1 pseudogene is annotated in these 706 nt (G+C 67.0%); it reads left to right on the top strand.

Annotated elements, in window-relative coordinates:
* Positions 1-706, top strand: a pseudogene (locus A9O67_RS05760) (hypothetical protein); the annotation flags it as partial.

Below are 706 nucleotides of genomic sequence, written 5' to 3'. Positions count from 1 at the left end.
ACCGACCAGGCCATCGCCTTTGGTGAAGGCAAGGTACTGGCAGCGGATGTGCGGGCGATGCTCGGCACCCTGGATCATGGCCAGGTGTATGGCGTGCTGCAGGCCCTGCTCGAAGGGGACGCCCGGGCCTTGCTCGAAGCCGTTCGGCACCTGGCGGAACAGGGGCCGGACTGGAATGGCGTGCTGGCCGAGATGCTCAATGTGCTGCATCGCGTGGCCATTGCCCAGGCACTGCCGGAGGCGGTCGATAACGGTCAGGGTGATCGCGATCGGGTCCTGGCCCTGGCTCAGGCATTGCCGTCCGAGGATGTGCAGTTCTACTACCAGATGGGGCTGATCGGTCGACGCGACCTGCCATTGGCGCCGGATCCGCGTGGTGGCTTCGAGATGGTCCTGGTGCGGATGCTGGCGTTCCGCCCCGCCGATACCGACGATGCGCCGAAACCGGTGCTAAAGCCGGTGGGGATCAGCCAGGCCACAGCTGATTCTGCAAGCACGGTGGCAGCCGCCACCCAGGCTGCGCCGGTCATGGCTGTTGCACCGGTTGCGGCGCCAGCGCCAGTGGTTGCCGAGCCTGAACCTGTTGCCGAACCAGAGCCAGCGCCTGAACGTGTACCCGAGCCGGTCGAGGCCCCGGCGCCTGAGCCGGTTGTCGACCTGCCCTGGAACGATCCTGTCGCCTGCGCACCTGAAGTCGAGGCCACGC

Source organism: Tepidimonas fonticaldi (assembly GCF_001675355.1).
Lineage (GTDB): Bacteria > Pseudomonadota > Gammaproteobacteria > Burkholderiales > Burkholderiaceae_C > Tepidimonas > Tepidimonas fonticaldi.
The sequence above is the reverse complement of the archived record's forward strand: the minus strand, read 5'-3'. Positions and strand labels throughout refer to the sequence as shown.